This is a genomic window from Intrasporangium sp. (assembly GCF_030452765.1).
Lineage (GTDB): Bacteria > Actinomycetota > Actinomycetes > Actinomycetales > Dermatophilaceae > Intrasporangium_A.
Genome location: NZ_JAKDLO010000225.1, coordinates 1 through 6,151 on the forward strand (window position 1 = coordinate 1; position 6,151 = coordinate 6,151).

The 6,151-nt window shown below is 68.5% G+C and carries 4 protein-coding genes; all 4 read right to left on the reverse strand.

Annotated elements, in window-relative coordinates; all coding sequences use genetic code 11:
• Positions 1–77: 77 nt before the first annotated feature.
• The gene (gene clpB / locus L0H79_RS19870; RefSeq protein ID WP_301486375.1) at positions 78–2,636 is read right to left on the reverse strand and encodes an ATP-dependent chaperone ClpB; all 2,559 of its coding nucleotides are present in this window, start codon (positions 2,634–2,636) and stop codon (positions 78–80) included.
• 113 nt (positions 2,637–2,749) lie between these two features.
• Positions 2,750–4,207: a glycoside-pentoside-hexuronide (GPH):cation symporter gene (locus tag L0H79_RS19875; protein ID WP_301486376.1), complete on the reverse strand. Its 1,458-nt coding sequence runs from the start codon at positions 4,205–4,207 to the stop codon at positions 2,750–2,752.
• Between the two features lie 30 nt (positions 4,208–4,237).
• Positions 4,238–5,098 (reverse strand): sugar phosphate isomerase/epimerase, encoded by an 861-nt coding sequence (locus tag L0H79_RS19880; protein WP_301486377.1) that lies wholly within the window; start codon positions 5,096–5,098, stop codon positions 4,238–4,240.
• Between the two features lies 1 nt (position 5,099).
• Positions 5,100–6,151, reverse strand: a 1,052-nt coding sequence (locus L0H79_RS19885) for a Gfo/Idh/MocA family protein (protein ID WP_367652504.1), incomplete at its 5' end; no start/stop codon positions are given.

Sequence of the window (6,151 nt, forward strand, 5' to 3'; positions counted from 1 at the left end):
ACTGTCGATCAGCACTGCCGCACTCTCGAACACGAGAAGTGCACTGTCGATCAGCGGGGTGGTGGTGCAGCCGCGACTCAGCCCAGGGTGAGCGAGTCGCCGGCCGCGTCGACGTCGACGGTGACCGTCTGGCCGTCGCGCACCTCGCCGGCGAGCAGCGCCCGGGCGAGCCGGTCGCCGATCTCGCGCTGGACGAGCCGACGCAGCGGCCGAGCACCGTACGCGGGGTCGTAGCCGCGCTCGGCGAGCCAGCTCCGCGCCGCGTCGGTGACCTCGAGCGAGATCCGGCGGTCGCGTAGCCGGGAGCCGAACAGGCGCACCTGCAGCTGGACGATGCTGGCCAGCTCGGCCTCCGAGAGTGCGTCGAAGATGACGACCTCGTCGAGCCGGTTGAGGAACTCCGGCTTGAACGCCGCCCGCACCGCCGCCATGACGGACTCGTGCTTCTGCTCGTCCGAGAGCAGCGGGTCGACGAGGAAGTGCGAGCCGAGGTTGGAGGTCATCACGAGGATCACGTTGCGGAAGTCGACCGTCCGCCCCTGCCCGTCGGTCAGACGCCCGTCGTCGAGCACCTGCAGGAGGATGTCGAAGGTCTCCGGGTGCGCCTTCTCGACCTCGTCGAGCAGGACGACGGAGTACGGGCGCCGGCGCACGGCCTCGGTCAGCTGGCCGCCCTCCTCGTAGCCGACATAGCCGGGCGGCGCGCCGATGAGCCGCGCCACGGCGTGCCGCTCGGAGTACTCGGACATGTCGATCCGGACCATGGCCCGCTCGTCGTCGAAGAGGAAGTCGGCCAGCGACTTGGCCAGCTCGGTCTTGCCCACACCGGTCGGACCGAGGAAGAGGAACGAACCGGTCGGCCGGTCAGGATCGCTCACCCCGGCACGGGTCCGCCGGACGGCGTCGGAAACGGCTCGGACGGCTTCTGCCTGCCCGACGAGCCGGGCACCGATGACCTGCTCCATGTGCAGCAGCTTCTCGGTCTCGCCCTCGAGCAGCCGGCCGGCGGGGATGCCGGTCCACGACGAGATGACGTCCGCGACGTCGTCGGCACCGACCTCGTCCTTGACCATCGGCCCCTCGTCGGAGGGGGCGACGGTCCCTTCGCGCTCCTGCGCCGCGGTCAGCTGCTTCTCGAGCGCCGGGATGTCGCCGTAGAGCAGTTTCGACGCGCCGCCGAGGTCGCCCTCGCGCTGGAGCCGGTCCGCTTGGGTGCGCAGGTCGTCGACCTGGGCCTTGATATCGCCGACCACGTTGAGGCCGGCCTTCTCCGACTCCCAGCGCGCGGTCAGGGCGGCCAGCTCCTCGGACCGGTTTGCCAGGTCCTCACGCAGCCGCGCCAACCGCTCCCTGGAGGCTTCGTCGGTCTCCTGCGCCAGCGCGAACTCCTCCATCTTGAGCCGGTCGACGGCGCGCTGGAGCTCGTCGATCTCGACCGGCGAGCTGTCGATCTCCATGCGCAGGCGGGAGGCCGCCTCGTCGATGAGGTCGATCGCCTTGTCCGGCAGCTGACGACCGGAGATGTAGCGGTCCGACAGCGAGGCCGCAGCCACGAGCGCGGCATCGGCGATCGTCACCTTGTGGTGCGCTTCGTAGCGCTCCTTGAGGCCGCGCAGGATGGCGATGGTGTCCTCGACCGACGGCTCGCCGACGAAGACCTGCTGGAAGCGTCGCTCGAGGGCCGCGTCCTTCTCGATGTGCTTGCGGTACTCGTCGAGCGTGGTCGCGCCGACGAGCCGCAGCTCACCGCGGGCGAGCATGGGCTTGAGCATGTTGCCGGCATCCATCGCGCCCTCGCTGCCGGCGCCGGCTCCCACGACGGTGTGGATCTCGTCGATGAAGGTGACGATCTCGCCGTCGGAGCCCTTGATCTCCTCGAGGACAGCCTTGAGCCGCTCCTCGAACTCGCCGCGGTACTTCGCGCCGGCGAGCATCGCCCCGAGGTCCAGGCTGATGAGGCGCTTGTCGCGCAGGCTCTCCGGCACGTCGCCGGCGACGATCCGCTGGGCCAGCCCTTCGACGACGGCCGTCTTGCCGACTCCTGGCTCGCCGATCAGGACCGGGTTGTTCTTCGTGCGCCGTGAGAGCACCTGGATGACGCGGCGGATCTCGGTGTCGCGACCGATCACGGGGTCGAGCTTGCCCTCCCGGGCCATCTCGGTCAGGTCGGTGCCGTACTTCTTGAGCGCCTCGAAGGTGCCCTCCGGGTTCTCGGAGGTGACCGGGCGCCCCCCACGCAGCTCGGGGATGGCCTGCTCGATCGCATCGGCGTCGAGGCTGAACTGTCCCGTGCGGGCCAGGGCGAGCAGCAGGTGGTCGGTCGAGAGGTAGCTGTCCTCCATGGCCGTCATGTACTGCTGAGCCTGCTGGAGGATCCCGGCGGTGGCGCGGGACAGCTGGGGCTGCGCAGCACCCGTCACCTTCGGCAGTGCGGCCATGGCCCGCTCCGCGGCGCTGGTCGCTGCGCCGACCGAGGACCCGGCCTTCTCGAGCAGGGTCGGGGTGGTCGTGCCCGGCTGAGCCGCCAACGCGAGCAGCAGGTGAGCCGGCTCGATGTTCGGTGAGTGCTTGGCCGCCGCGGTCGTCGCGGCCTGAGCCAACGCCTCCTGAGCCTTGTTGGTCAGCTGAAGGTCCATGCGTTCTCCTGTCGAGGGCAGAGTCACTCTGGTCAACCGTGTCAAAGTTGAGCCTATTCCACTCAACTCCAAGATGGTGTCGTATGCCGCTCAGCCACCTTCCACGCGCCGGTTCAGTCGATGCCTGTTGATCGCCTGAGCCGATCCGGTGCGAACGCGTGCCCCTGCGCTGCCTTGCTGGCCTCGGTCTCGTCGCGGATCTCGCGGAAGCGCTGGTCGGTCAGCGGGTACTTCCAGAAGATGACCATCGCGACGAGGGCGGCGACCGCGGGGATCAGCCCCATCGTGACGCGGATCGCGGTGACGGCCGACTCCGGCTGGACCGGGTTGGGCACGGCAGCCGTGGCCGACAGGTAGCCGCCGAAGGCGAGGGCTGCCGCGCCGAGCGCGCCGCCCAGCGACTGGGTGATCTTGCGGGTGAACGAGAAGATCGCGTACGTGGCGCCCTCCGACCGCTTGCCCGACTTCCACTCGCCGTACTCGACCGTGTCGGCCTCGAGGCCGAACATGACCGTGTTGATCAGGGCCGCGCCGACTCCCTTGACCCCGAGGAAGACCAGGGCCGGCGCGACGGCACCACCGGGGGTGAGGTAGAGCGCGACACCACCGACGATCGTGAACAGGCCACACCACTGGAAGAGCGCCTTCTTGCCCCACTTCTCGACCGCCGCTGGGATGAAGGGTGCGGCCACGATGGAGATGCCGCTGTTGACCAGGACGATCGGGCCCATCCAGGTGATGTCACCCATGACGTACTGGGCGTAGTAGGCCGAGGCGCCACCGACCGCGAACAGCCCGATGAGGTAGAAGAAGCTCGCGGAGCACAGGAACCCGAGGGGCGTGTTGTGGCGCAGCGTCTCCCAGGTCTCGCGGACCGAGACCCGCGGCTGGGTGCGTACCACCTGCTCACGGCACCAGAAGAAGGTGAGCAGGTAGGCGATCGTGCCGACGACGATGAAGATCAGGGTGGACTGCGTGAAGATGGCCTGGACCTGCGCCTGGTACTCGGCCGGGCTCAGGGTGTTCCTCTGCGTCTTCAGGTCGGAGATCTGCGGCGCGATGAGGTAGGTCAGCACGATGCCACCGGTCGCGGCGCCGAAGAACCGTGCGGCGACGAGCTTGGCCCGCTCCTTGACCGACTGGGTCATCGCCGAGGCGAGCGCGCCGTACGGGATGTTGACGAGGGAGTAGACCAGACCGAGGACCGCGTAGGTCAGGTAGGCGTAGAGCAGCTTGGCACCCATGTCGAACGAGCTCGGCACCTGGAAGGTGAGGAAGCTGAGGAAGAGCAGGGGCACCGCCCCGAACAGGATGAACGGGCGGAACTTGCCCCACCTGGTCATGCTCCGGTCGACCAGGCGCCCGGCGATCATGTCGGCGAAGGCGTCCCACAGGCGCACGACGAAGAACATGGTCGAGACGGCCGCAGCCGACAGGCCGGCCACGTCCGTGTAGTAGTAGAGCAGGAAGGACGTGCTGAGGCTGAAGGCCAGGTTGTTGGCGAAGTCACCGAGGCCGTAGCCGACGACCGAGCGCCTGGTCAGCAACTTGTGGACATACCTCTGAGCCATCCGCGCGACCGGCGAGCTACCGACGACGGCTCACAGCAGCGCTTCGTACCCGGCGGCGACGAGGTTCTCGCGTGAGGTGACGAGGCAGTCGAAGGGGTCGCGACCGTACTGTTCGTCCTGCTCGATGAACAGGTACTTCGCCCCGGAGGCGATCGCGGTGTCGATGATCTCCGGCCAGTCGAGCGTGCCCTCACCCACCTCGGCGAACTGCACCACGCCGGTGAACGCGGTCATGAAGCCGACGACATCCCCAGCCCGCAGCGCCTCGAACGCTGCGGGGTCCAGCGGCCCGATCCGGTAGTCCTTGAGGTGGACCAGGTCGACGAGCCCGGCATACTTCTGCAGGGTCCGGACGGGGTCTCGGCCGCCGCGCTGGACCCAGTGCACGTCGATCTCCAGGCGAAGGTTCGGCGCCTTCTCGCGGATGATGTCGAGGATCAGCTCGCCGCCGTGCTTGGCGAACTCGATGTGGTGGTTGTGGTAGTACAACCCGATGCCGACCTCGGCCAGGCGCACCGCAGTGTCGTCCGCCTGCCGGCAGAACCGCAGCAGCTCGTCGTACGAGGCCATCGCCTCGAACGGCATCATCCCGATGCGCACCATGTCTGCGCCCAGAGTCCTGGCGTCGCCGACCACCTTGTCGAAGTCGGTCGTGAGCGAGTCGTTGGGCGCCCCCACCGGTGTCTGGATCGCGGCGGACAGGGCACCGAAGTCGACGCCGAGCTCATCGCGGGCACGCCTCATCTCGGCGACGTTGTCAGGGCTCATGGGGATCTGTGAGACCTCGACGGCCCGGAAGCCGACCTCTGTCAGGCGACGGAGCGTCTCGTAGGGGCCGGTCTGCTCGACCTTGGACTTCAGCATCATCATCTGAACCCCGATGGCTGCCATCTCATCCCTTCCTGGCATAGACATCAGTAACGATCCGCAAGGACTTCAGCGCCTCGCTGGGGCTGATCCAGAACGGCTCAGGGTCACCCAGGCGATCGTAGAAGTCGGCGATCAGCACCTCGTGCGAGACACCCCAGTAGGTACGACCGGCCGACGGTGCCGCGCGCTCGGCGACGTGCTCGACCCGGCCGTCCGCGTACGAGATCGTCAGGTCCCCGTCCAGCGACAGGGTGCCACGCTCGGCGGTGATCTGCATCGTCACCGGGTGGTTGACGACGCCGCACAGGGTGCCGAAGAACACGCTGCGAGCACCGCCCTCGTGGCGCAGCACCATCTCGGCCGTGTCCTCGACCTCGATGACATCGCCGTACACGCGGGTCGCGACCTGACCGGACACGTCGACCACGTCGCCGATCAGCCACTGCAGCAGGTCTATCGTGTGCAGGGCCTGGTTGATGAGCAACCCACCTCCGGCCCGCTCCCACCGGCCCCGCCACGGCTTGGCCCGGTAGTAGTCAGGCGTCCGGGTCCACATGACCGTCGCGGTGGCTCCGATGACCCGACCCAGCTCACCGGAGTCGAGCACCGTCCGCGCGGCCTGCGAGGTGGTGTTGTAGCGGTTCTGCAGGCACACGCCGATCTTCACGGAGCTGTCCTCGGCCGCCCGGACGAGCTGCTCGGCAGCGGTCATGACGTGGGCCAGCGGCTTCTCGACGAGCACACTCGTGCCGGTGGCCAGAGCGGCCAACGCCACCGGCACGTGCTCGTCGTGCGGAGTACACACGTGGACGACGTCCGGGCGTGTCTGGCGGATCATCGCCTCGACATCAGCGAAGCCCGGGACGTCCTGCCCGGCAGCGGCCCTGGCCAGTGCATCCGGGTCGCGGTCACAGAGCGCCACCAGCTCGATCCCGTCGATGGCGTCGATCGCCTCGAGGTGGACCGTCGCCACGTCCCCGCAGCCGACGACGGCGGCCCGATGCGGCCGCGTTCCGTCGGTCGCCGTGCGCCCCTCCCCTCCGGCCGTCACCGGTGCTCGATGCCCACGGCATA

Bases quoted from the DNA above. Each gene is read 5' to 3' on its own strand.
- clpB (WP_301486375.1), bottom strand. From the start codon at position 2,636: ATGGACCTTCAGCTGACCAACAAGGCTCAGGAGGCGTTGGCTCAGGCC.
- L0H79_RS19875 (WP_301486376.1), bottom strand. From the start codon at position 4,207: ATGGCTCAGAGGTATGTCCACAAGTTGCTGACCAGGCGCTCGGTCGTC.
- L0H79_RS19880 (WP_301486377.1), bottom strand. From the start codon at position 5,098: ATGGCAGCCATCGGGGTTCAGATGATGATGCTGAAGTCCAAGGTCGAG.